Here is a 23,833-nt window from a genome sequence, read left to right on the forward strand (position 1 = left end):
TAGAACGATCGGTAAATATTATTGTAGCAGTGTTAATTAAATCACATCCATTCCGCACCAATCATTCTATATTAATTTTAAGGAAAATCACATCAGCATTTCACACCCAAGGAGGTTATCACATGAGAAAAATCGCATTAATACTTGCGGCATTCACCCTGACCCTGCTCATCGGATGCGGCAACGCAAACAAAAATGCAAGCAACACTGGCACAGCAGCGAACACGGGCAATACGGCGGCTACGGCTGCGCCGGATGCAGTCACTTCGGCTTCGGTAGTCGATAACGGGGAAGCGTTCAAGAAGGCGATCAGCAAAGACGGCACCTGGATTGCGGCTACGCTGAAGGACCTGAGCTTCTCCGAGGAGCTTGTGCTCGACGGACAATTCATTCATAAGGAAGAGCCTGCCCGCAAAATCGCGCTCTATACCCAGGATGCTGATCACAACATCACGAACTCCTTCAAGCTCACCGCTCCGAAATTGACGATCCGCAGTGAGAATGCCCGGATTCAGGGAGGGACGTTTGTGGGTGATGTCTATGTGGAGGCTGACGGCTTCGCCGTCGTGAATGCCACCATTGAAGGCAATGTCTATTTCTCCGATGACAAATACCAGGCTACCTATTCCGCAGCAGATCAAGGGAAGGTAACCGGCGTCACTGAAGTGAAAAAATAATGCGGCAGGGTGCGGGGTGTTTCTTCGGGCAATCAGCCGGGGAGAACACCCTCTTTTTGCATTGTTACCCTGGAAAAGAGGTGCTGGCCTAATGAAATTCATCCGTAAATATGCTATCCTTCCTCTTCTGCTCCTGATGCTCTCCTCCTGCAACGGACAGGATGCGGCCGAGACAGAGCCGCAATACCGGATTCAGTCCGGTCATGATCTGAGTATCCTGACAACGAGCGATACCCATTATTTAGCGCAGGAGCTTAGAGATCTCGGGCCTGCCTTCCAGCAGTTTCTGGCTGCCGGTGACGGCAAGCAGCTCGGCTACAGCAAGGAGATGATGGAGGCTCTGGGCTATGATATCGGAATCCGCAAGCCGGATGTGGTGATTATCAGCGGAGATCTGAGCAACAACGGGGAAGAAGCCAGCCATAAGGAGCTGGCCGGACATCTGAAGCGCATTGAACAAGACACCGGAACCCGGATCTATGTGATCCCGGGCAATCATGATATCCGGAATCCCTGGGCCCGGAGCTTCCGCGATAAGCGCCAATACGCCACAGATTCCGTGAGCGCCACAGAATTCCGCAAAATCTATGGCAGCTTCGGCTATGATGAAGCCCTGCTGAGGGACGAGGATTCGCTCAGCTATCTGGCTGCCCCGTCGGAGGAGCTATGGCTGCTCATGCTGGATACTGCACAGTACGGGGACAATAAAGCGCTGGGCCATCCCCAGCTGGAGGGCCGGATCAGTGACCGGACCCTGGAATGGATCGCCGCCTGCGGCGCGAAGGCCGCTGCCGCAGGCGCGCAGCTCGTGACAGTCATGCATCACAGCCTGCTGGACCACAGTGAATTCATTCAGGAGGGCTTCACTGTAGAAGACCATGCCAAGGTTACAGATGCCTTGATGAAGAGCGGCGTGCAGACGGTTCTCAGCGGGCATATACACATTCAGGATATCAGTGAATACAGTCATGACGGGGAGCGCATCTATGACATCGCCAGCAGTGCTTTATCCGTTTATCCCCATCAATATGGAATCTTAACCTATTCCTCTGCCCGTCAGAGTCTGGATTACAGCACTGCAAGATTAGGGATGGATCAATGGGCAGCCGCCACCGGCAATACCGATCCGAACCTGCTGGGCTTCAGGGCTTACAGTGAAGCGAGTTTCCGCAAGCGGTCTGCCACCCGGAGTTATTCCCGTCTGGCTGAAGACCCCGCCTACGCCCGTTATACGGAGGCTGAGCTGAAGCAAATGGCTGACGTTGTCGGAAGGTTGAACGAGAACTACTTCGCAGGCTCTGCAAGTACGGGCAACGCTGCCGTGACCGCTACAGAAGGCTACCGGCTCTGGCAGGACGCCCCGGCAAGCTGGACGAGAAGCTATGTTCTGAAGATGGCCTTGCAGCAGCCGAAGAACAATCATGAGCTGCATGTCCAGTCTCCTCAGCAGTGATGTTTGAATAACTGGAAAAAGGTGTAAGATAGACAAGTATGCTTACACCTTTTGCTGAGGAGATGATGATCACCATGTTCACACGTATGGATGAGATTATGATTGAAATCCCGGACGTCGAGAAACCGGATCCTAATGCCGCAGCAGCCGTACAAGAGCTGCTCGGGGGCAAGTTCGGTGAAATGTCAACACTTAATAACTACTTGTACCAGTCCTTCAACTTCCGCTCCAAGGACAAGCTGAAGCCCTTCTACGACCTGGTGATGAGTATTACCGCCGAGGAGCTGGGCCATGTTGAACTGGTCTCCCACGCCGTGAACAAATGTCTTAGAGGTTCCACGGCCTATAAGAAACCCGATTCCACGCCTCTGGGGGATGTCAAAGACGCACGGCTGTCTTATCATTTCCTGGCAGGCGCACAAGGGGCCATGCCGTTCGATTCCATGGGCAATCCGTGGACCGGAGCCAATGTGTTCAACAGCGGTAATTTGGTTGAGGATCTGCTGCATAACTTCTTCCTAGAGTGTGGAGCCAGAACCCATAAAATGAAGGTCTACGAAATGACCGACCACCCTGCCGCCCGGGCGGTAGTCGGCTTCCTGCTTGTCCGTGGAGGTGTTCACGTAGTTGCTTATGCCAAGGCCCTGGAGATTGCCACAGGTGTCAATGTCACCAAGCTCGTGCCGATTCCTTCGCTGGACAATAAAGCATTCAACGAAGCCAGGAAGTATGAGGAAAAAGGTGTCCATACGAAGCTCTACACCTGGAGCGATAAGGATTTCAACTCGATTGACCAGATCTGGAAGGGCACGCACCCTGAGGACGGGCTTCCACTGGAGGTCATTCAGGGTGTACCGAAAGGCTTCCCTATCCCCGAAGCCCCGGAATCGAAGGAAGAATTCGCACCGGGCATCTCTGCCGAGGAATTCAAGGAGATTGCCAAACGGCTGAAAATGGCCGGGAATATTCACGACTAGCAGCCAGATCCAAGCCTATCCTAGCGAATAATAGCACCTATAAAGAAGCGGATGTCCCGGAAGCCATGAACTGGCTGCCGGAACATCCGCTTTGTTTGGGTATGGAGACTTGTATGATCTCCGCCTTATAACTCAGGCTCAAGCAGTAGTAGGGTATCGGCCACAGCCCGCCCATTCACAAGCAGCATAATCGTATGCTCACCGGGATAGTGCTTGCGTGTCGTCAGGTTGGCCCAGCGGTGGGTCCGGGTGCCGGAGAGTCTGGTGCCGCCGGGCACGGTTTTGTCGGATAGCAGAAACAGCTTGCGCGAGGTCTTACCGCCGGCCTTGACGAAGTTGATCCCATATTCAATACGGATGCGTACCGGACCGCCCTCCCGGATCGTCAGAGCGTATTGAAGCTCACAGTGCTCCCCGATCCGCAGTACAGCCGGGTCAGCAGCCAATGCAGCCGAGCTGACCAGCGGGGTGCCGCTCTCCTCCGGAGCATATCCGAACAGCTCCATGATCTCAGGGTCGGCCTTGCGGATCAGCGAGCGGCAGCCATGCCGCACAATCCAGTCTGTGTTCACGTTACTGCCCAGCCAGCGGCGGGCGGTGGCTATGACGATATCGGGGTGATCCTTCGCGATATCGTTCAGGTTGTTGGCTACACTTTTGCGCACATAGAGTGACGGGTCAGCCTTTAGCTTCTCCAGCAGCGGCAACAGCGGAGACGGGTCGCGCTTGAACACCGGCAGTGCCTGGCCCCAGGGCAGACGGGGACGGCTGCCCTCGCTGGCAAGCCGCCGCACATGCTCCCCCGGATGCTCCGCCCAGATCAGCATCTGCTCCATCATCCGCTGCGGATCACGCAGCAGGAACGGCCTGACGGCAAATTCCGCCGAGGACCTCTGGGTGAACCGCTCCAGCGCCTCCATCGACAGCTCCCAGTGCTCCCCGCTTCCGCCATACACCTCCACGAAATCCGGGAAGATCAGATACGGAAAGCCGACACAGTCCTTATCTATCGCATACAATATCTTCAGCGCTTCCTCATAGTCCGGGGGCAGGCAGCTGCCCAGCGTCTCTGTAATCCGCCGCATCCGCGCCTTCAGCTCCAGCTCCTCCCACGGCTCCTTCATCGCCTCCGCAACGAAGCGGCCTAGCTCGAACGAACCGTAGACGGCTTTAATTTTCATTCCCAGACTGTGCAGGAATTCTTGGTTGTACATTGCTTTCAGGGGTTCGGCCATTCTTGAATTCCTCCTGCTGATGTAATGGGATTCTCTTATGATGAGAGCATACCATACGAACCGGACAACCCTGTGTCAACTTTCAGCTGGATATATATACACAAAGTTTAGCCTATGTTCAAATCCGGCAGCCTGTCGTACAATAAGATTTAAGTTTTTTCCCGCTGACGATGAACTTATTCAATGAAAGGACTGGGACTTTTGCCACAGACACTTGTTAAAAATATTGATTTTTTCGTAGCCGCACTGTCACAGACCTTCGTATCCGCCCTCCAGCTTGACCCTGACGGAATGTACTCCCAGGTAGGCAGCGGAGTCGTTGAGAAATTCTCTGAGGAGTATGTCCGGCTGAAAAGATTCGACGGCACCACCTCACATTACGCCCGCGACATTACGAAATTCCAGCACAACCATGCCTGAGAAGGCTTCGGGTTTATCAACTAGAGGAAAACCGGCAGAGGAGAAGCAGCGCCCGCCTGTGATCCTCCATCCCTCTTCAAACGCAGACCCTGGACCTTGATCTGGGTCTGTTTTTGCGTTTACTTTTCACAAAATATTAACGTGTGCATTTCAATAAACTATTGACTTGACGTTGCTGGAGAACTAAACTGAAATCGTTAACAATTCCATGTACCCGGGGAGATCCTATGATTACCATCAAAGATATTGCCCGTGTTGCCGGTGTGTCCCATACTACCGTATCGAGGGCGCTGAACGGCAACCCGCTGATCAAGAAGGCCACCCGGGATAAGATTGAACGGATCGCCGCCGAAATGAATTATGTGCCGAATTACAGCGCCAAGAGCCTGGTCACCAAGAGATCATTCATCATCGGCCTGTTCTTCTCCAGTATTGAGCAGGGGACTTCCTCAAGCTTCCTGGTGGATGCGATCAAAGGCATTACGCATAGCCTCGATGAGAACTATAATCTGACGGTGAACGGGATCGACGGTGTCCAGCATTTCAGCAATATTCAGCCGCAGCGCTTCGACGGCATTCTGGTCATGAGCCAGAGCGATGAAGACAATGCCTTCATTTATCATGTGAAGAAGATGGGCATTCCGCTAGTGGTGCTTAACCGCCAGCTGGAGGACCCGGGCATCATGAACGTGGTGGCCAATGACCGTGAAGGCGTGAAGGAAGCAATTGACTATGCTGTGCAGCAGGGTCACCGCAAGCTGGCTATTATTGAAGGAAAGCCCGGCTTCAAGTCCTCAAGCGAACGCAAGCAGGGCTTCCTGGACAGTCTGATTGCAGGCCGGCTTCCGCTGAATCCCGATTATTTTGCCTCAGGAGATTATAGCATTGAGAGCGGATATGCCGCGATGAGCAAGCTGCTTAGCCTGGAGGACCGGCCTACGGCTGTGTTCTGCTCCAATGATGATATGGCGATTGGCGCCATGAATGCCTGTTATGCCCACAAGGTCAGGGTGCCGGAGCAGATCTCACTGATCGGCTTCGATGATATGATGTTCGCCCGCTATACGAATCCCGCCCTAACCACCGTCCGCAAGCCGATTGCCGAGATCAGTGAGCTGGGCATCGCTATGCTGATCCAGCTGCTTCAGCAGCCGGAGACCCCGCCGCAGCAGCTGTTCGTCAAGACTTCGCTGGTTGTACGGGATACGGTGGCCGCAGAATAACTCTACCAGAACCGCCGCTATTTTCTGCAGATACGGAGCCTTCCTGGAGAAGTGAAGGAATTCCGTATCTTGCTTAAAATAAAATGTTAACGTGTGCAATTTATCACTGTATTCTAAAGGAGATCATGACCACTATGACAAACCGTTTATCCAGAAGCACTCACCCGGAGCTAACCCTCCATCCTGAACGGATGATCCAGTTCGGCGAAGGCAACTTCATGCGTGCGTTCGTGGACTGGCAGCTGCAGCAAATGAACAATCAGGGTCTGTTCAACGGCAGCGCCGTCCTCATTCAGCCTATTGCGCAGGGCCCCGGAGGAGTAGCTGAATTGATGGCCGCTCAAGACAACCTGTACACTGTGCTGCTTAACGGCATTATGGACAACGAGACCGTCAATTCCCGCGAAATTATCGGCTCGGTCAGCCGGGTGATTAATCCATATACCGATTATGAAGCTTATCTCGCGCTCGCCGAGAATGATGATCTGGAGTTCATTACCTCCAATACTACCGAAGCCGGCATAGCCTATCTTCCAGGTGACCGCGCAGACGATGCTCCCCCTAAGAGCTTCCCTGGCAAGCTGACTGCGCTGCTCCACCGCCGCTTTGAGCTTGGCAAGAAAGGGTTCGTCATTATCCCCTGCGAGCTGATTGACCGTAACGGCGAGAAATTGCAGGAGATCGTAGAACGTTATGCGGCTGACTGGAACCTTGGCGCAGAATTCCTGCAATGGCTGAAGTCCGAGAATACTTTCTGCTGCAGTCTGGTAGACCGGATTGTTCCCGGTTATCCGCGTGACCAGGCTGCTGTCCTCGAAGCTGAGCTCGGCTATCTCGATAACGTGATGGTAACCGCAGAACCGTTCCTCTTCTGGGTCATTGAAGGGCCGGAATCTCTGGCAGAGCGCCTGCCGCTAGCTAAGGCCGGACTGAATGTCGTGGTGACACCGGATATGACGCCTTACCGCGAACGCAAGGTTCATCTGCTGAACGGACCGCATACTGCTATGGTTCCTCTGGGCCTGCTCGCCGGTCTTGAGACGGTTGAAGACGTCATGAACGACGGTACCTTCTCCCGTTTCGTGAAGCAGTTGATTGAAGAGGAGCTGATCCCGATGCTGGATCTGCCTGCTGAGCAGCTATTGTCCTACGCCGATGCCGTACAGGAGCGCTTCCGCAATCCGTTCATCCGCCATGAGCTGACCTCCATCTCGCTTAACAGCATTTCCAAATTCAAGGCCCGCCTGCTCCCGGTCCTGCTTCGCTACCAGCAGGAACGCGGCAAGCTTCCGGAGCGGATGACTCTCGCCTTCGCCGCCCTGCTGCTCAGCTACCGCGGAGACCGTATTCCCCGGCAGGACGGCGCAGAGGTACTCGCGGTGTTCGATCAGGCCTGGAGCCAGCCGGCCAGCTTCGTGAACACTATTCTTGCCGACACCAGCCTGTGGGGACAGGACCTGACCCGGCTGCCGGGGCTGGCTGATGCGGTTGCCGCCCATTTGCAGCAGCTGGAGCATGAAGATTCCCGCGCAGCATTACAGGAACTCGTCGGCTGAACCCGCTCGTTTGTATGAAGAAGTTCGGAGAAGTGTAGGCTTACAAACTTGGCATATGCTTCCGAAGCGAGTTTGTACGAAGAAGCTCAGGGAAGTGTATGCTTACAAACTTTTAGGAGGGTCAACATGAAGAACTTAATGAAAATGAACCCGAGAGATACGGTAGCTGTAGCCTTGAGGCCGATTGCTGCCGGAGAAGAACTGACGATAGACGGACTGACGGTTCAAGCCGCCCAGGAGATTCCGCAGGGTCATAAGATTGCCCTGACCGGCTTCAGCAGCGGAGATACGATTACCAAATACGGTTCCCCGATCGGTCATGCCACGGCACAAATTGCCGCAGGCGACTGGATTCATACGCATAACATCAAAACCAATCTGTCCGGCGAGGAAGAATACGAGTATGTGCCGGATGTCCATCCGGTAATCTATCCGCGCCGTGATTTGACCTTCCAGGGATACCGGCGGAGTAACGGTAAGGTGGGCATCCGTAATGATCTGTTCATTATTCCGACTGTGGGCTGTGTGAACGGCGTGGCTGAACAGATGCTTCAGGAATTCAAGGCTGAGCATCCCGATCTTGGCGGATTCGACAATCTGACCGTGCTGAAGCATCCTTATGGCTGCTCCCAGCTGGGCGATGACCACCGCATGACCCGCAGCATTCTGCTCGATGCCGTTAATCATCCCAATGCAGGCGGCGTACTCGTCTTCGGCCTGGGCTGCGAGAACAATATCGTCTCCGAGTTCCGCAGCATGCTGGGCGATTATGACGAATCCCGGGTTAAATTCCTGGTAGCCCAGGAGGTAGGCAATGAGCTGGAAGCAGGTCTTGTACTGCTGGAGGAGCTGTATGAAGCCGCTGCGAACGACGTTCGTGAGCCGGTTCCGCTCAGCGAGCTGAACATCGGGCTGAAATGCGGCGGATCTGACGGGTTCTCCGGCATCACAGCCAACCCGCTGCTGGGCGCATTCTCCGACTTCATTATCTCCCAGGGCGGAACCTCAGTGCTGACGGAAGTGCCGGAAATGTTCGGCGCAGAGAAGGTGCTGATGGCCCGCGCAGAGAGCAAGGAGGTCTATGATGATATCGTCTCGCTGATCAATAACTTCAAGCAATATTTCCTCTCTTACGGCGAGCCTGTCTATGAGAATCCGTCTCCGGGCAACAAGGCCGGCGGCATCAGCACGCTGGAGGACAAATCACTCGGCTGCACCCAGAAGGCAGGATCGTCACCAGTCGTGGATGTATTGCAGTATGGCGTGAAGCTGCGCAAAAAAGGGCTGAGCCTTTTGCAGGCTCCCGGCAACGATCTGGTCGCCGCCTCCGCGCTTGCCGCTTCAGATTGCCAGCTTGTGCTGTTCACAACGGGCCGCGGCACGCCGTTCGGCAGCTTTGTGCCAACGGTTAAGATAGCAACGAACAACGACCTTTTTGCCAAAAAAGGCCACTGGATGGACTTCAACGCCGGTCCCCTGCTGGAAACGCCGATGGCCGATGTGCTGGAAGAATTCATCACCTATATTATCGATGTCGCCAGCGGCCGGAAAACACGGAATGAGCAGAATGAAGTGCGTGAGCTGGCTATTTTCAAAACTGGCGTTACCTTGTAGAACTTATTCTATTTATCCTAATCCATTCAAAGGGAGATCCTATTCATGTTCCTAAACGAGGACTTCATGTTGTCCGGCGAAACAGCACGGCTACTCTTTCATAATCACGCCAAAACCATGCCCATAATCGATTACCACTGCCATCTGGACCCGCGCGAAATCTATGAGGACCAGCCATTTGAGAATCTGACCGCAGCCTGGCTGTACGGCGATCATTACAAATGGCGGCTGATGCGCGCGAACGGCGTGCCTGAATCGCATATTACCGGTGACGCCTCTGATTATGACAAGTTTCTGGCCTGGGCCCGTACACTGCCTAAGGCAGTTGGCAACCCGCTGTACAGTTGGACGCATCTGGAGCTCCGCCGTTTCTTCGGGGTAGAGGAGATGCTAAATGAAGCCACAGCGCCGGCCATCTGGGAGAAGGTCAACCGTAAGCTGGCTGAACCGGGCTTCACCCGGCGCGGACTGATCCGCAGCAGCGGTGTCAAAGTGATCTGCACCACCGATGATCCGGCAGATTCCCTGGAGTACCACAAGCTGCTGAGTGAGAGTGAGACTGCCTTCCAGGTGTTCCCGACCTTCCGTCCTGACAAGGCGCTGAACATCGATGCCGAAGGCTTCGCCGCCTGGACCCTTAAGCTGGAGTCGGCCTCCGGCCTGCCGGTCAAGAGCTATGCCGGGCTGCTGGAAGCCCTGCGTAACCGGGTCGCCTTCTTCCATGAGCAGGGCTGCCGCCTGTCGGACCATGCGCTGGATGTCCTGCGTTATGAAGCGGGTGAACCTGGAGCGGTTGAAGCTATTTTTGCCAAAAGAATGCAGGGCGCTACTCTGTCGCCGGAGGAAATCACCCGCTACCGCACAGAGCTGCTGACCGCGCTGATCGGCTTCTATCATGACAAAGACTGGACCATGCAGCTTCACCTGCATGCCTACCGCAACAACAATACGCCGATGTTCCAGCGGCTTGGACCGGATACCGGCTATGACGGCATCAACGATCTGCCGCTGACCACAGCGCTGTCGCAGCTGCTTGACCGGGCCGAGAGCGGCAGCGGCTTGCCGAAGACGATCCTCTACTCGCTGAATCCCGGCGACTACCCTGCCCTGCTGGCTCTGCTGGGCTGTTACCAAAAGGACACCCCCGGCAAGCTCCAGCTTGGCTCCGGCTGGTGGTACAACGATACCCGCAGCGGCATGCGCCAGCAGCTGACGCTGCTGGCCGAAGGCAGTCTGCTCGGCAACTTTGTCGGCATGCTGACCGATTCGCGCAGCTTCCTCTCCTATACCCGGCATGAATATTTCCGCCGCGTACTGTGCGGGCTGCTCGGTGAACTTGCCGAACGCGGGGAAGCGCCGGATGACCTCAGCGTCCTGGGGGCTATGGTCGAAGATATTTCTTACAATAACGCAGCCGGATATTTCGGGTTCCAGACGGCCGACAGCGGAGCCGGGGTCACCGTCTAATGGAGGCATGCTGAAGATGCCGACAATCTATATCGCCGGAGACTCTACCGCTGCCCAGAAGGGCGGCGGGGAAAGGCCGATGGCCGGATGGGGCGAATACCTGCAGCAGTATGTCAGCCGGAAGGTGCGGATTGAGAACCGGGCCATCAACGGACGGAGCACACGCTCCTTCCTGGCTGAGGGCAGACTGGCAGACATGGAGCGGGATTTTCTCCCCGGTGACTTCCTCCTGATCCAGTTCGGCCATAATGACCAGAAGCTGGAGGACCCTCTCCGTTATACAGAACCGCATACCGATTACCGCGAGAATCTGAAGGTATTCATCGATTCCGCCCGCAGCCGGGACTGCTTCCCTGTGCTGCTGACATCGGTGAGCCGCCGCCGGTTCACCCCGGACGGTGAACCTGATCCGCTGGCCGTCGGACTTTATCCGCAGGTCATGCGGGAGGTTGGCGTGGAGACCGGAACGCCTCTGCTCGATGTTTTTGCCGCCTCCCAGCAGCTCTACCGCAGGCTGGGAACCGAAGCATCAGCCGGGCTGTTCATGCATCTGCCGCCGGGTGCCCGCCCTAACTACCCGGACGGCATTACGGATGACACACATTTCTCCAGATCCGGGGCGCAGCAGATTGCAGCGCTGGTAGCCAAGGCGCTCGCCCAGTGTGCGGAGCTGAAGCTGCTGCACCCGTATTTGAGGGTGTAGTTGGGGGATGTAGGCAAGGTAGCAGAAGCGCTCGCATAGTCTGCAGAGCTGAGGCAGCTGTACCCGTATCTGCTTGTGTAGGCGGGAGATGCAAACAATTGTGTCGTGCGAATTAAGTTGTGTATCAGTCTGTGGGGCATTGTAAACGTACTGCACATATTCGCCATGCTTACATGTTGCTTCAATCCTCATTCAGCATGACCAGGCCGCCTGTGACCACTTTTGGACATAGGCGGCCTGATTTGCGGGAATCTCCCCGCGGCGCTCCATGCGAACTCTTGTCCCAGAATACAAAGGAGGCTAACCCTATGACCGTTCCATTTCACTTGGGCGTCCGCGCCCATGACTTCAAGCGGTGTTCGCTGCCGCAATTAATAGATAAGCTGAAAGAGCATGACTTCCCGGCGATTCAGTTGGCGCTGCATAAGTCTTTTCCGGAGAGTGTGACCGAGCTTAGCTCATTGAGTCCGGGGACTGCTGCGTACTATGGCGATGCCTTCAGACAAGCGGGTATTAAGATTGCAGTCCTCGGCTGTTATGTGAACATTATAGATGCTGACCCTGCCAAGCGCATGCAGGCGCTGAGCGACTTCAACACTCATCTGCGGCTGGCCCGTGACTTCGGTGCGAGTCTGGTCGGCACGGAGACCGGCAGCGTAGGTCAGGGGTATACAACGGATAATTTCACGGAGGATGCTTTTGAACAAGTGGTTGAGTCCGTTAGTGCCATGGTTGCTGAGGCCGAACGCTTTGGAGTAACTGTAGGCATCGAGGCAGGCGTCAACCACCCGCTCTACACGGTCCCGTTAGCCCGGCGTCTGCTGGATACTGTGCCGTCTAATAACCTGCAAATTATACTGGATGCCGCGAATCTGATGACCCCGGACAATTACCTTCAGCAGGAGCAGATTGTGACAGAAGCGCTGGAGCTGCTGGGTGACCGTATCGCGGTTCTGCATCTGAAGGATTTCACGGTTAAGAACGGCGCCATCGACATCGTTCCTGCCGGACAAGGGATGCTGAACTTCGCCCCGCTGCTCCGCTACATGAAATATAAGCGCCCTCATATCCAGGGCCTGCTGGAGAGCACTCCTGAGGAACATCTCCAGACTAGTGCTCAGTTGCTGCGAAACATGTATAACGAGGTTTAACAAAAGTGCTCTGTGGATGGATGTTGGAAGGCTGGGAGGCTGGGTAAGAGATGCTCGATAATGGAGGTTGGATGAGAGATGATTAATGAGAGGTAATGAGTGAGGGATGAGGTAAGGACTTCGGCGAATTCAGGGGCATTAGTGCTCTTTATTTGCTCATTTGTCCTGCGTTTGCTGAATTCAAGTGCATTAGTGCTCTTCATTTACTCATTTCGCCCACGTTTGCTGGATTCAGAGGCATTAATGCTCTTCATTTGCTCATTTGTCCTGCGTTTGCTGGATTCAGGGGCATTAATGCTCTTCATTTGCTCCCACTGGGCTGCATCTGATTTACGCACCTTCATGACTGCCCAAAGTATTCAGTTTTTCACACACATTTGCTCCGCTTGCCTCACTGCCGCTCAGTGTATTCGGTTTTTAGCACACATTTGGTCCACGTGCCTTACTGAAGCTGTTTTTCGGTTTTTCACATACATTTACTCCACTCACCTTCGCGCCAGCGCATTACACCCCAACTTTGTACTCCCCTTATCCACGACAGACGCATATTACGATTACTGTACAGTACAAAAGTGCCCCGCCGTATCGATGCATGGGGTACTTGTGCTGCATTCTTGTGCTGTATTTCTGTGCATCAACGTACAGAGGGACGGATACAAGGTACGTATGAGTAAAAGAGAAACAAAGCAATGGAGCAATAAACATATAGCCTTCCCCCTACAAACTAACACCAATAATCTTGCACAAACTGCAGCTTCTCCCCCAACATATACACTCCATAGCTAGTATTGTTGTACAAAAAGCAGGATTTCTCCTCTACCCAAGCTGCCTAGCCTGCACATTCCTGCATTTCCTGCAACAATCCTCAGGCAGGCCCTGGTTTAGGGGGTGCCAGGTTGCATAATCTGCAACATTTGAGGGTATTCGCTCTATATGAGCGCTCCTCTAAATGAACGGTCTTCCAAACGAGCGGTCGACTAAGCTGCGCGCTATATGCATGGCAATAAGACCGCCCATAGCCTAACCGGGCGGTCCGTTGCTTGGTGCCGCTATTCCCCGGCCTCGGGGGAAATCACACCTTTTTTGAGAATAATATTCCCGTAGAGCGCTTCTTCCCCAGTAATTAGAATGGCGTAGCTGTGCTTGGAGCGGTCATAGAAGTCAAAACGCTCTTCATACTCCACCTGCACCGCAGGATCATGCCGGGTGAGAATCTCCTTGTACGTGTCCCATATCACCGGAACGGTGGGGTCCCCCTCCACTACGGCCATGAAGGCCGCCTGAGCCGGAGCATAATGATCCAGCGGGAGCAGCTCCAGGATCGCGTCAAGCAGCCGGGGGATGCCGATCCCGTCAGCCCGCAGCACCCGGGAATGCAGCGCATGTCCCGGATAATTGGCATCTGCCAGCACCAGCTCATCCCCGTGGCCCATCTCCATCAGGGTGCGGACAAGCTCGGGGGAGAGCAGTTTGGGTATTTTTTTGAGCATAGCTTTCGTCTCCTCTCCGGCCTCATTACATTCCGTAGAATGATCTCAGCGCCACAAGTTCCTCAATCCGGTGCGGCGGCAGCTCACGCTCTCCATCAATCATGCGGGTCAGGAAGGTCAGCTTCGCCGTATATTCAAGCCGCTCCATGTTCATATAAGCAGCCATTACATCCTTGCCCCAGGTCAGGGCTCCGTGGCTCTCCAGCAGCACAGCCGTCTTCTTGCCCAGGAAGGGAGTCAGCGAATCCGGGATCTCTTCGGTCGAAGGCGTCCCGTATACCGCCAGTGGAATGTCGCCCATGGCAATGACGGATTCCGGCATCATCATTTTGTCCAGAGCTTCCCCCTTGATGGCAAAAGCGGTAGCATACGGCGGATGCGCATGAACCACCCCGCCCATCTCCGGCAGCTCGTTGTAGATCTTCAGGTGCATCTTCACCTCCGTGGACGGCCGATAGCCCTCCGCTGCATCCAGGATCTCTCCCTGCAGATTGACTTTGACCAGCATATGCGGCTGCAGATAGCCTTTGCTGACTCCTGTAGGCGAAGTAATGACCTCGGTGGCTGACAGGCGGGCTGAGATATTACCGTCGTTGGCCGCGATGAAGTCTTTGTTGAACAGATTCCGGCCGATATCACAGATTAGGCGCCGTAGTTCTTCTTCGTGATTATTCATAATTGCCTCCTTGATTGCTGCTTGATTACTGTATGAAACTTGTCAGTTCTGATGTGTTAAAGAAGGCTGGTACCGCACGGTTGAGCAGGACCGGGCTGCCACGCTGCGGACCTCTGCGGGATCGACGGCTCCAAGCGCCGTCAATTGCACCAAAATGTTGCCGATCGCGCTCGCTTCTACCGGTCCGGCAATAACGTCTTTGCCGGTGGCATCCGCCGTCAGCTGGCACAGCAGCTTGTTCTGAATGCCGCCGCCGACCATGTGAATGCAGTGCACCGGACGGCCGGTGAGCGCCTCCAGCTCACGGATCGTATCCGCATAAGAGCGGGCCAGGCTCTCCAGAATCGAGTGGATGATCTCCGCCCGGGTCTGCGGCACCGGCTGTCCGGTGCGGATGCAGTAGGATTCAATCCGCAGCGGCATATCGCCCGGCGTGCTGAAGAGCGGATCGTTCGGGTCCAGCATGGCTATGCACGCCCCCTGCCGGTCCAGCTGCCCGGCAAGCTCGGCAGCTTCCTGATGGCTGAGCGGTTCCCCCGCTTCAGCCCAGCTCCGCTGGGTCTCCTGGAGCAGCCAGAGGCCGGTGATATTTTTCAGCAGCCGGTTGGTGCCGCGAAAGCAGCTCTCGTTAGTGAAGCCGCTGGCCCGGGCGGCATCGCTTAATACAGGCTCGGCCGTCTCCAGGCCGACCAGCGACCAGGTTCCGCAGCTGATGAATGCAGCGGATGGCAGCGGATTGCTGAATCCGCCGATCCGGTCTGGATCGCCAAAGCCAGGATCAGCGCAACCAGAATCGGCATTGCTGGACTCAGCGTAGCTAGAGCCGAAGCCGCCATACGGAATGGAGGCCACGGCTGAAGCCGTATCATGCGAGGCACCGGCGATGATCTTAAGAGGACCGCTGCCCAGCTCTTCCTGAAGTGCGGGCCGGAGTTCACCCAGCACCGTGCCTGCCGGAACCAGCCGGGGCAGCAGCGTAGCCGGCAGCTCCAGCCTGCGCAGCACTTCGGCTGAAGACGCTGTGGACTGCGGATTCAGCAGGCCGCTGGTGCTCCAGATGGTCTGCTCGGCCACCGCCACGCCGCTGAGCATATAATTGAACAGATCCGGCATCATCAGCAGCTGTCTGGCGGTTGTCCGCAGCTCCGGCTTCGCCATAAGGTCGGCAAATAATTGATAGACCGTATTAATCGGGCTGGACTGGTTGCCCGTCAGCTTGAATTGCTCTGCTGGAGGCAAGGCAGCCTCCAGTACTGAAGCGATGTCCGCCATCCGCTGATCCCTGTAATGATGCGGAGCATCCAGCAGCCCGCCCTGCTCATCCAGCAAGCCGTAGTCGACTCCCCAGGTATCGACGCTTAGAGAGTGCAGCGGGCCATACTTTGCCGCAGCCGCTGCAATCCCTTGCTTGATCTCCTCAAGCAGCCGCTGCACATCCCAGTGTAAATGTCCATTCACCTCTACCGGCCCGTTAGGGAAGCGGTGAATCTCTTCCACCATTACCTTCCCGTCCCCGTAGCTTCCCAGCATCACTCTGCCGGAGCTGGCTCCCAGATCGATGGCCAGCAGCCGGATTCCTTGGTTACCGGTTATCTCCATAGCTCTCGTACCTGCCTCTGTCATCTTCCCACCTCTTCACCTGGAGGATTAATAGAGCGGACCGAAGTTGCGGCAGGCTCTGTAATCGGCACTCTCCAGATTCTCCGTGCCGAACAGCGACCAGACGCGCGGACGGAAAATCCGCGCTTCCTCCACGTTATGCATACTGACCGGAATCCGCAGGATCGAGGCCAGCGTAATGAGATCCGCACCGATATGCCCGTAGCTGATCGCCCCGTGATTGGCGCCCCAATTGTTCATCACATCATAAACTGACTGGAAGGAGCCATGGCCTGTCAGCTTCGGGGCGAACCAGGTTGTCGGCCAGGTAGGGTCTGTCCGCTGGTCTAGCGTATCGTGGACCTCTGCCGGAAGCTCTACGGTGTAGCCCTCTACCAGCTGGAGGACAGGCCCCAGCCCCTTGACCAGATTGAGCCGGGCCATGGTGACCGGCATGCCGCCCCGGGTCAGATAGTCCGTCGAGAAGCCGCCCCCCCGGAAATATTCCTGGGAAGCCGGGCGGAACTGGGTCTGCGCGATACAGGCAGCCGCCTCTTCATCCGTGATGTCCCAGAACGGTTTGATTGCCGGCTTGCCGTCAATACTCTGCTCGCCGGTACCGTCCAGCGCAGCCGAGCCCGAATTAATCAGATGCAGCAGCCCGCCTGCCGCTGCTCCCTCCAGCTCATACCCGGTCACGCGCTTCACGGCCGCCGGACTCCAGAAGGTGCGCACATCGGCAAAAATCTGCGCCGTATTCGTCAGCAGATAATTGAACAGCATCGTCACCCCGTTCAGGCTGTCGTTCTCAGTGGCGACGATATAAGGCGCCCGTCTGCCGTTCCAGTCGAACGAAGAGTTCAGAATCGTCTCCATGAAGTCGCCGTTCGGGAAATGGTCGGTCCATTGCCGCTGGCCCTGGAAGCCGCCCAGCAGGGCATTGTGACCACTCGCTTCCTCCTCGAAGCCAAGCTTTGCAAGCTGCGGATTGCCGGTCATGAGATCACGGGCAATCAGCGTCATTTTGACAACCGTCTCCCACTGCTCTTCTTTAACCTCTTCACTGAGCTGCAGATGCTGCGGATTATTATCCGCCCCCACACGGCAGTTGTCCTTCACCCAGGCCAGCGCCCGCGCGAACTCCTCAGGATCATAGATCCCTTCCTCAAATCTGCGTACAAATTCAGACATATCGATATATTCATTGCGCATGCCGAGATATTCCTGGAAGAACTGCTCGTTCACAATGGAGCCGGCGATTCCCATCGACACAGAACCCATCGACAGATAGGACTTCCCCTTCATCAGAGCGGCTGCCAGCCCGGACCTCGCGAACTGCAGCAGCTTCACCTGAACATCCGCCGGGATTTCCTCGCTGCTGGATTCCTGGACATCCTCTCCGTAGATGCCGAAGGCCGGAATGCCTTTTTGCGCATAAGCAGACAGAACTGCCGCCAGATATACCGCCCCGGGGCGCTCCGTTCCATTGAATCCCCATACCGCATGCGGGATGGACGCATCCATATCCATCGTTTCCGATCCATAGCACCAGCACGGGGTGACTGTAATGGATACGCCCACACCTGCACCCGCGAACTTCTGCGCCGCCGCCGCAGCCTCCTTCACGCCGCCAATCGTAGAATCGGCAATGATACACTCTACCTGTGAACCATCCGGATACCTTACATTCTTCTGCAAAAATGCCGCCACACGCTGCGCCATGCCCATCGTCTGTGCCTCCAGCGATTCGCGCACCCCGCGTCTTCTGCCGTCAATCGTCGGCCGGATTCCAATCTTCGGATAATTTGCTGTCACTGCTGTTCCTCCCCGGAATCGTAAGTTGATAGTATGAGAACACACTGGAGCCATAGCTCCGATTAGTAAGCGCTACCAAATACAGCCTCTGCGGCCTGCACACATCTGTCTTTCATCGCCAACTAATCCATTTCTTCTACATCATAGAATCACTCACCTTCAAAGTCAACACTATTCCACACTTTAAATTTGGTTATTGTGTGGTTTTGTGTGATATAATTGCAGTGAACTGTGGAATTGTTTGTGTTTGTGGGATTTATGTTATGCAGCAGGTTATAGTAAACTGTACATAACTACATAACGTAAGGGTGGGCATGAGTATGAAGGCTTTTGAACGGCGGGATCTGGTCATTAATGAGCTCTACAGGCATAAGAAGGTTCACGTGGCGGATCTGGCGCAGAAATTCGGTGTATCGGAGGAGACGATCCGGCGCGATCTTGACCGGCTGGACAAGGAGGGCATTGCCAAGAAGAATTACGGCGGGGCGATTCTGAACGCTCACACCAACGAGGACCCCTCCTACTCACACAGGCATCAGGTCAACATTGAAGCGAAGCGGATGATTGCGGTAAGTCTGCTGGAGCTGATTAATGACGGGGACAGTGTGATGACGGACACCAGCACTACGGCTTTTGAAGGATTGCGGAGAATTGTGGAGGACAAAAAAAATCTGACCATCATCACCAATTCCCTGGCGGTATTGTCAGAATTCCAGCATTCCGGGCAAAAGCTTATCTCCACGGGGGGCCTGCTCGGGCCGGAGACCAGCTCTTTCGTAGGGCCTACGGCCTCGCAGACTATTCTGAAATATAATGTGGATGTGGCGATTTTCAGCTGCAAGGCACTCTCCATGACCGGCGGACTCTGCGATTCCAACGAAGCGGAGACCGAGCTTAAGGTGCTGATGCAGCAGCAGGCGAGCAAGGTAGTCCTTCTGGCTGACCATTCCAAGTTCGACCGGATCGCCTTCATCCGGCTGTTCAGCTTCGACAAGGTCGATTATATCGTCACCGATCAGCGGCCGTCCGGGGAATGGATCGAGTTCCTTGCCAAATATCAGGTCTCCCTGCTATACCCTGCTGATTCACAATAAGTCTTAACGTTGACGTTTAAAAGCCTGCGCCGACACGTACACGAACCGTTCCGCTCTGGCCATCATATGGAACTTCTGCTCCGGGAAGTGGCGGTACAGGTAATCCACGAAATAACCCGGATTCTCGGCATTGCCGGCGAACAGGTCATAATGCAGCGGAACTACGGTCTCAAAATCTGAGGTCGCTGCGAACTCCGCCGCTTCCCGGTAATTCATATTGCCGACGATATTGCGGCTGCCCCGGTAATAATCGCGTCCATTAATCGGCAGCAGCGCCAGATCGATCTTGCGGCTGCCAACCTCCTCAATCAGCTCAGGGAACAGCACGGTATCCCCTGCATGATAGAGTCTCACCCCGTTCAGCTCCAGGATATAGCCCACGTACTTAGGATGTCCCTGTTCATCGCGTTCAAGCTGTTCGTGCGCAGCTGCCACGGGAATGACCTTCAGCCCGCTTGCAGGCTCAGCTTCAGTGGCAGGTAAGGCAGCAGTCAGCTGATCCTTGCGGATGCCTAGCGCCTGCAGACGTTCCAGGCAGACCGACGGAGCCATGAACTGCGCCTGCGGATTCAGTCCGGCAAGCACGGGGAGCGCCTCCTCATCCAGATGATCTGAATGGTCATGGGTAATCAGGCAGACCTCCATATTTGTAATTTCGCCAGGCCCCACCGGCGGCGGGAAAGTCCGGTCCGGGTTCGGGGATACATAAGGATCAATGTAGACGGTCACCCCCGCCCCCTTGACAATAACGCTGGCTTGTCCGAGGAACCAGACCGCCAGGCAGCCGTAAGGCACCTCAGTGCTGCGGATTTCTTCGATCAGTTCTTGTCCTGCTAATGGCATGATGGGTTACTCCCTTCCTCTTCTATCTCTCATTCATCATGGCTGGCTGATACATCTCTGTTTAGTTTATACCCGCGAGAAGGTAAATGGAAGCGCTTGTGATAATCCCTGCTTGTTACCGGTGACCATTGATGGGTACAATTAATAGATAGGTATCTCAACAACAGGACAGATAAAGGACAGGTGAAATGAATGCAGAATTACGGATTCGCAAGAGTCGCCGCCGCTTCCCCGGAACTCCGGGTGGCTGACTGCGTATTCAATGCAGACCAGATTATTGAAGCCATCAATACAGCCAGCGCCCAGGAGGTGGAGTACCTGGTACTCCCGGAGCTGTGCATCACCGGCTACAGCTGTGCGGATCTGTTCCTCCAGCCCCGGCTGCTGGAATCCGCGATGCAGGCGCTGCTGCGGATTACGGCCGCGACGGCAGAGCACCGGATGATTGTCATTGCCGGCCTGCCGGTCTCCATCAAAAGCAGGCTGTTTAACTGTGCCGCTGTGCTCCAGCAGGGCCGTATTCTCGGGATTGTGGTCAAGACCTGCATTCCCGGCTACAGCGAATTCTACGAGCCGCGCTGGTTCGCGGGAGCCGGCGAGCTGGAGGTGTCCGAGCTGCGGATCGGCGGATCGGCGGTGCCGGTCGGCAATGATTTGATTTTTGCCTGTGAGAGCGACGGGAATCTGTCGTTCGGTGTGGAGATCTGCGAGGATCTCTGGGTGCCGGTGCCGCCAAGCAGCCTGCTGGCCCAAGCCGGTGCGACGCTGCTGTTCAACCCGTCGGCCAGCAACGAGCTGGTCGGTAAGGCCGATTACCGCCGCCAGCTGGTCGGCGGCCAGTCCGCCTCCTGTGTGGCCGGTTATGTCTATGCCAGCTGTAATACCGGGGAATCGACAACAGACGTTGTCTTCGGCGGACATTCGCTGATCGCGGAGAACGGCCAGCTGCTGGCCGAATCGGAACGCTTCACTCATGAGAGCCGGATGATTACCGCCGACATTGACCTGCCGCGGCTGCAGTATTCCCGTACCGTGATGGGCACGTTCCGGGCAGGCAAGGGCGGACGCAATTACCGCGAGATTCTCTATACCGCGCCGCTTGGCAGCAGCACCCCACGGGAGCTGAAACGGAACGTAGGCGTCAATCCGTTCGTGCCGGGCAATCCGCTCCAGCGGGACGAACGCTGCCAGGAGATTCTCTCGATCCAGACCTCCGGCCTGATGAAGCGTATCCGCCACATCGGCACGAAGCAGGCTGTGATCGGCATCTCCGGCGGCCTCGACTCTACGCTTGCGCTGCTGGTTGCCGTGCGGGCTATGGAGCTGCTCGGACGTCCGGCCAGCGATGTGCTGGCGGTCACGATGCCGGGCTTCGGCACGACCAGCCGCACCTACGACAATGCTGTAGGCTTGATCAAGGCGCTTGGCGCCACGATGAAGGTCGTTGACATCAAGGCGGCCTGCCTCCAGCACTTCGCGGACATCGGCCACGACCCCGAGGTGCATGACCTGACTTACGAGAACGTACAAGCCCGCGAGCGTACCCAGATCCTGATGGATCTCGCCAACAAGAACGGCGGGATTGTCATCGGTACAGGCGACCTGTCCGAGCTGGCGCTGGGCTGGTGTACCTATAACGGCGACCATATGTCGATGTACAGCGTGAATTCGGGTATTCCGAAGACGCTGATCCAGTATGTTGTCGCCTGGTATGCAGACCATGAAGCCGACGAGACGGTGAACAAGTACCTCTACAGCATTATCGAGACCGGAATCAGCCCGGAGCTGCTGCCGCCTTCGGCAACCGGAGAGATCGTCCAGCTGACCGAGAATATCCTGGGGCCTTACATTGTGCATGACTTCTTCCTGTATTATATGCTGCGTACTGGCGCTTCTCCCGGCAAAATGCTCTATCTCGCCCAGCACGCCTTCGGCGGTGCTTATCCCAAGGAGCAGCTGACCGCCTGGCTGAAGGTGTTCGTCACCCGCTTCTTCACCCAGCAGTTCAAGCGCTCCTGCCTGCCGGACGGACCGAAGGTCGGTACGGTCAGCCTCTCGCCGCGCGGCGACTGGCGCATGCCAAGCGATGCTTCTGCCGCGCTCTGGCTGCAGGAAATCGAAGAATTGTAACTCCCGGCCGCAGTGACAAGGCCGAAGGCAAAAAGGCGTCCCCCATCATCGCAGGATGATCAGGGACGCCTCTTTTTTGTCAGCAAATAGCTTCACTCGTACCTATTATCAAGAATCAAGACTTCATCGCTGCCGAACGGGGTCTGAATCGTTACCGTCTCACCCGGACACGCCAGAATCAGCCCTCTGCCCATAGGCGACCAGAGTGAAATGCAGAATTCATCCAGCTCAGCTTCACCAGGAATTACAATCCGGTACGTATCCTTCAGCGTCTCCTGCCCGATACGCAGCGACACTCGGGAACCGACCAATACCATAGAACGTTCTAGCGCATCGTTGTCACCGGACAGAATCCGCTCCACCGTCTCCTGATAGCTTTTGATCATCGCCTGTACCTCTGCCCGCTCAGCCGGAGACTCCCATGTTCCCCTGTCCAGAATAGAGAATTTATGCTCATCGAGATAGACCAGCTGCTGCACCAGCTCTTCGCGCAAGGAAACGGTTCTGAGACTATGGCTCATAGTAGATTTCACCTACCTTCTTCATCAGGTCATGCTCGAAAATACGCTTGTTCCTGCTCATAGCCCTCAGTCCTCCTATATAAGAAAATAGATCCCGCGCAGGGACCTATTCTCTATGATAGCATCTTTCCTAGGAAAGACAATCTCATGTGCAGGGGATGGCGTGCTCCTGTTCAACGCTTCACAGAATCGGCAGATTTCCCGGACGCCACGGCAGCGGCCCGGCTGTACATATTCAGGTCCTGCAGCTTAATCAGCACCTTGCCGAACCGTCCGCCTTGGCGGATAACGACTTGCTGCTGCGGGTAGGCCGTGTGCAGATAGTCTGTAACTACCTTGCGGGTAGCCTCTCCCCCGTCCAGATGATGCAGCGGCAGCATTTCCATCACCTCAGCGGCTGCTGCTTCCAAGGTCAGCTCCTTGCTTTTCGCTTCTCGGGTAATAATCGTCTCATAGGAATAGCCCTTCAAATATAATAATTGCGTCAGATAAGCCATATCTGAGGACTCCGCATGAACCTCCCGGCCCGTCAGCAGCGGCAGCACTTCATTCATCAGACTATGCTCCTGCACACCTGCCGAGGTGCTGATATAGCAGTATTGCCGGGCACAGCTGATCACCTTCTCCGTGCTCTCCCAGTCGAACACCGCCGGACACATGGACACGAAGACCAGATCGAAGGCATTCAGCCAGCCGCGTGCGCTAATGTCTATATTCTCGAACGCTTCGTGCACCAGCTCCACCTGTCCGGGAGCCGCTCCGGCAGTGTTCTTCAGGAACAGCTCCGCTAAGGGAACATTAGGCTCTACTGCTGTAACCTTGGCCCCCCGCTCGATAAAAGGAACCGTGAACCCGCCCGAGGCTGCGCCCACATCGAGAACTGTCAACCCGTTAAAATCCACGCCCTGGCCTTCCATCCAGCCGATAATCCGCTCACTCCGGTCCCGCCCGGCACTGCTGAAGACCTCTTCATTGAACACCTCGGCTTTATGATCGAAGCTCGTGTGCGGGTTCATGCCCATCGCCTTGAACTTGTTAGCCATTGCCTTGGGATCTTCCTTCCAGGCCTTCTCCCATACGCTTGCATCGAATAATCCGTTATTCATTAATCATTCATCCTCTCTTATATACAGACTTAATAGACTTTGAATATCCATAATACATCCGGCAAAAACGGCCTTGACGCCCT

At 55.6% G+C, this 23,833-nt stretch carries 20 protein-coding genes; 12 read left to right on the top strand and 8 right to left on the bottom strand.

Annotated elements, in window-relative coordinates:
- Positions 1–122: 122 nt before the first annotated feature.
- The 3 genes from NSS83_RS08790 to NSS83_RS08800 all read left to right on the top strand — a co-directional run bounded on the left by NSS83_RS08790 (position 123) and on the right by NSS83_RS08800 (position 3,107).
- The gene (locus NSS83_RS08790; protein ID WP_341348052.1) at positions 123–677 is read left to right on the top strand and encodes a hypothetical protein; all 555 of its coding nucleotides are present in this window, start codon (positions 123–125) and stop codon (positions 675–677) included.
- 91 nt (positions 678–768) lie between these two features.
- Complete coding sequence (locus NSS83_RS08795; protein WP_341184794.1) at positions 769–2,130, top strand: metallophosphoesterase; 1,362 nt, start codon at positions 769–771, stop codon at positions 2,128–2,130.
- Positions 2,131–2,204: 74 nt separating this feature from the next.
- Positions 2,205–3,107 (top strand): manganese catalase family protein, encoded by a 903-nt coding sequence (locus NSS83_RS08800; protein WP_341185250.1) that lies wholly within the window; start codon positions 2,205–2,207, stop codon positions 3,105–3,107.
- A gap of 125 nt (positions 3,108–3,232) precedes the next feature.
- Here the strand turns inward: NSS83_RS08800 and NSS83_RS08805 are convergent, their stop codons facing one another.
- Positions 3,233–4,342, bottom strand: coding sequence for a hypothetical protein (locus NSS83_RS08805; protein ID WP_341348053.1), 1,110 nt, complete (start codon positions 4,340–4,342; stop codon positions 3,233–3,235).
- 201 nt (positions 4,343–4,543) lie between these two features.
- On the opposite strand from NSS83_RS08805, the gene NSS83_RS08810 reads away from it, so the two are divergent.
- From NSS83_RS08810 to NSS83_RS08840, 7 genes are all read left to right on the top strand, one after another.
- The gene (locus NSS83_RS08810; protein WP_341018011.1) at positions 4,544–4,762 is read left to right on the top strand and encodes a hypothetical protein; all 219 of its coding nucleotides are present in this window, start codon (positions 4,544–4,546) and stop codon (positions 4,760–4,762) included.
- 227 nt (positions 4,763–4,989) lie between these two features.
- Entirely contained in the window at positions 4,990–5,985 is a 996-nt protein-coding gene (locus tag NSS83_RS08815) for a LacI family DNA-binding transcriptional regulator (protein WP_341184792.1), read from the top strand.
- A 134-nt stretch (positions 5,986–6,119) separates the two neighbouring features.
- On the top strand, positions 6,120–7,541 hold the full coding sequence (locus tag NSS83_RS08820; RefSeq protein WP_341184791.1) for a tagaturonate reductase: 1,422 nt from the start codon (positions 6,120–6,122) through the stop codon (positions 7,539–7,541).
- Between the two features lie 126 nt (positions 7,542–7,667).
- Positions 7,668–9,155: an altronate dehydratase family protein gene (locus NSS83_RS08825; protein ID WP_341184790.1), complete on the top strand. Its 1,488-nt coding sequence runs from the start codon at positions 7,668–7,670 to the stop codon at positions 9,153–9,155.
- Between the two features lie 45 nt (positions 9,156–9,200).
- Positions 9,201–10,622 (top strand): glucuronate isomerase, encoded by a 1,422-nt coding sequence (uxaC, locus tag NSS83_RS08830; RefSeq protein ID WP_341184789.1) that lies wholly within the window; start codon positions 9,201–9,203, stop codon positions 10,620–10,622.
- 16 nt (positions 10,623–10,638) lie between these two features.
- On the top strand, positions 10,639–11,325 hold the full coding sequence (locus tag NSS83_RS08835; RefSeq protein ID WP_341348054.1) for a rhamnogalacturonan acetylesterase: 687 nt from the start codon (positions 10,639–10,641) through the stop codon (positions 11,323–11,325).
- Between the two features lie 308 nt (positions 11,326–11,633).
- Entirely contained in the window at positions 11,634–12,476 is an 843-nt protein-coding gene (locus NSS83_RS08840; protein ID WP_341184787.1) for a sugar phosphate isomerase/epimerase, read from the top strand.
- 1,049 nt (positions 12,477–13,525) lie between these two features.
- Here NSS83_RS08840 and fucU read toward each other — a convergent pair.
- From fucU to NSS83_RS08860, 4 genes are read right to left on the bottom strand one after another with little or no spacing between them, the layout of a single operon-like run.
- Positions 13,526–13,966 carry an L-fucose mutarotase gene (gene fucU, locus NSS83_RS08845; RefSeq protein WP_036698546.1) on the bottom strand — a complete coding sequence of 147 codons (441 nt, stop codon included), beginning with the start codon at positions 13,964–13,966 and terminating at the stop codon, positions 13,526–13,528.
- Between the two features lie 25 nt (positions 13,967–13,991).
- Positions 13,992–14,642 (bottom strand): class II aldolase/adducin family protein, encoded by a 651-nt coding sequence (locus tag NSS83_RS08850; protein WP_341348055.1) that lies wholly within the window; start codon positions 14,640–14,642, stop codon positions 13,992–13,994.
- Between the two features lie 42 nt (positions 14,643–14,684).
- On the bottom strand, positions 14,685–16,265 hold the full coding sequence (locus tag NSS83_RS08855) for a rhamnulokinase family protein (protein ID WP_341184784.1): 1,581 nt from the start codon (positions 16,263–16,265) through the stop codon (positions 14,685–14,687).
- A 24-nt stretch (positions 16,266–16,289) separates the two neighbouring features.
- Positions 16,290–18,056: an L-fucose isomerase gene (locus NSS83_RS08860; protein WP_341184783.1), complete on the bottom strand. Its 1,767-nt coding sequence runs from the start codon at positions 18,054–18,056 to the stop codon at positions 16,290–16,292.
- A gap of 320 nt (positions 18,057–18,376) precedes the next feature.
- Between NSS83_RS08860 and NSS83_RS08865 the strand changes: the two genes are divergently transcribed.
- On the top strand, positions 18,377–19,150 hold the full coding sequence (locus NSS83_RS08865) for a DeoR/GlpR family DNA-binding transcription regulator (protein ID WP_341184782.1): 774 nt from the start codon (positions 18,377–18,379) through the stop codon (positions 19,148–19,150).
- A 3-nt stretch (positions 19,151–19,153) separates the two neighbouring features.
- Here the strand turns inward: NSS83_RS08865 and NSS83_RS08870 are convergent, their stop codons facing one another.
- The gene (locus NSS83_RS08870) at positions 19,154–19,993 is read right to left on the bottom strand and encodes an MBL fold metallo-hydrolase (RefSeq protein WP_341348056.1); all 840 of its coding nucleotides are present in this window, start codon (positions 19,991–19,993) and stop codon (positions 19,154–19,156) included.
- Between the two features lie 192 nt (positions 19,994–20,185).
- Here NSS83_RS08870 and NSS83_RS08875 point away from each other — a divergent pair, with 192 nt between their 5' ends.
- On the top strand, positions 20,186–22,123 hold the full coding sequence (locus NSS83_RS08875) for an NAD(+) synthase (protein WP_341184780.1): 1,938 nt from the start codon (positions 20,186–20,188) through the stop codon (positions 22,121–22,123).
- Positions 22,124–22,215: 92 nt separating this feature from the next.
- Here the strand turns inward: NSS83_RS08875 and NSS83_RS08880 are convergent, their stop codons facing one another.
- The gene (locus NSS83_RS08880; protein ID WP_341184779.1) at positions 22,216–22,644 is read right to left on the bottom strand and encodes a GreA/GreB family elongation factor; all 429 of its coding nucleotides are present in this window, start codon (positions 22,642–22,644) and stop codon (positions 22,216–22,218) included.
- Between the two features lie 173 nt (positions 22,645–22,817).
- Complete coding sequence (locus NSS83_RS08885; protein ID WP_341184778.1) at positions 22,818–23,750, bottom strand: methyltransferase domain-containing protein; 933 nt, start codon at positions 23,748–23,750, stop codon at positions 22,818–22,820.
- Between the last annotated feature and the right edge of the window lie 83 nt (positions 23,751–23,833).

The sequence above is a fragment of the Paenibacillus sp. FSL H3-0469 genome, from assembly GCF_038051945.1.
GTDB lineage: Bacteria > Bacillota > Bacilli > Paenibacillales > Paenibacillaceae > Paenibacillus_AQ.

What these genes read in the sequence shown, in the direction of transcription:
- NSS83_RS08790 (WP_341348052.1), top strand. Translation starts at nt 123, where the DNA reads ATGAGAAAAATCGCATTAATACTTGCGGCATTCACCCTGACCCTGCTC.
- NSS83_RS08795 (WP_341184794.1), top strand. Translation starts at nt 769, where the DNA reads ATGAAATTCATCCGTAAATATGCTATCCTTCCTCTTCTGCTCCTGATG.
- NSS83_RS08800 (WP_341185250.1), top strand. Translation starts at nt 2,205, where the DNA reads ATGTTCACACGTATGGATGAGATTATGATTGAAATCCCGGACGTCGAG.
- NSS83_RS08805 (WP_341348053.1), bottom strand. Translation starts at nt 4,342, where the DNA reads ATGGCCGAACCCCTGAAAGCAATGTACAACCAAGAATTCCTGCACAGT.
- NSS83_RS08815 (WP_341184792.1), top strand. Translation starts at nt 4,990, where the DNA reads ATGATTACCATCAAAGATATTGCCCGTGTTGCCGGTGTGTCCCATACT.
- NSS83_RS08820 (WP_341184791.1), top strand. Translation starts at nt 6,120, where the DNA reads ATGACAAACCGTTTATCCAGAAGCACTCACCCGGAGCTAACCCTCCAT.
- NSS83_RS08825 (WP_341184790.1), top strand. Translation starts at nt 7,668, where the DNA reads ATGAAGAACTTAATGAAAATGAACCCGAGAGATACGGTAGCTGTAGCC.
- uxaC (WP_341184789.1), top strand. Translation starts at nt 9,201, where the DNA reads ATGTTCCTAAACGAGGACTTCATGTTGTCCGGCGAAACAGCACGGCTA.
- NSS83_RS08835 (WP_341348054.1), top strand. Translation starts at nt 10,639, where the DNA reads ATGCCGACAATCTATATCGCCGGAGACTCTACCGCTGCCCAGAAGGGC.
- NSS83_RS08840 (WP_341184787.1), top strand. Translation starts at nt 11,634, where the DNA reads ATGACCGTTCCATTTCACTTGGGCGTCCGCGCCCATGACTTCAAGCGG.
- fucU (WP_036698546.1), bottom strand. Translation starts at nt 13,966, where the DNA reads ATGCTCAAAAAAATACCCAAACTGCTCTCCCCCGAGCTTGTCCGCACC.
- NSS83_RS08850 (WP_341348055.1), bottom strand. Translation starts at nt 14,642, where the DNA reads ATGAATAATCACGAAGAAGAACTACGGCGCCTAATCTGTGATATCGGC.
- NSS83_RS08855 (WP_341184784.1), bottom strand. Translation starts at nt 16,265, where the DNA reads ATGACAGAGGCAGGTACGAGAGCTATGGAGATAACCGGTAACCAAGGA.
- NSS83_RS08865 (WP_341184782.1), top strand. Translation starts at nt 18,377, where the DNA reads ATGAAGGCTTTTGAACGGCGGGATCTGGTCATTAATGAGCTCTACAGG.
- NSS83_RS08870 (WP_341348056.1), bottom strand. Translation starts at nt 19,993, where the DNA reads ATGCCATTAGCAGGACAAGAACTGATCGAAGAAATCCGCAGCACTGAG.
- NSS83_RS08875 (WP_341184780.1), top strand. Translation starts at nt 20,186, where the DNA reads ATGCAGAATTACGGATTCGCAAGAGTCGCCGCCGCTTCCCCGGAACTC.
- NSS83_RS08880 (WP_341184779.1), bottom strand. Translation starts at nt 22,644, where the DNA reads ATGAGCCATAGTCTCAGAACCGTTTCCTTGCGCGAAGAGCTGGTGCAG.
- NSS83_RS08885 (WP_341184778.1), bottom strand. Translation starts at nt 23,750, where the DNA reads ATGAATAACGGATTATTCGATGCAAGCGTATGGGAGAAGGCCTGGAAG.